The 245-nt window shown below is 53.5% G+C and carries 1 pseudogene; it reads right to left on the bottom strand.

What is annotated here, in order from left to right:
• Positions 1-44: 44 nt before the first annotated feature.
• Positions 45-245: pseudogene (locus LK536_RS58950) on the bottom strand (hypothetical protein); the annotation flags it as partial.

The raw sequence follows: 245 nt of genomic DNA, 5'->3' as shown, positions 1-245 counted from the left end.
GGGGATTTATCTTAAGTATGAAGGCCTGAACCAGAAACCGCTGCTCACAAAAGCAGCATTAAAGAGAGGGGTTCCAGGGCATGGGACACCTCGGGCACATATACCCTTGTGGGCGTCACTGGTTCCTCCAGATGGGCCAATGCCACGGTAATCGTGTTGTCGCCCTCAAACGGGGCAGTTCCCGTCACCATCTCATACATGGTAATGCCAGAGGAGGAAATATCACTGCGCTCATCGCAGTAGCC

The organism is Clostridium pacaense (assembly GCF_020709765.2).
GTDB classification, from domain to species: Bacteria; Bacillota; Clostridia; order Lachnospirales; family Lachnospiraceae; genus Enterocloster; species Enterocloster hominis.
The sequence above is the reverse complement of the archived record's forward strand: the minus strand, read 5'-3'. Positions and strand labels throughout refer to the sequence as shown.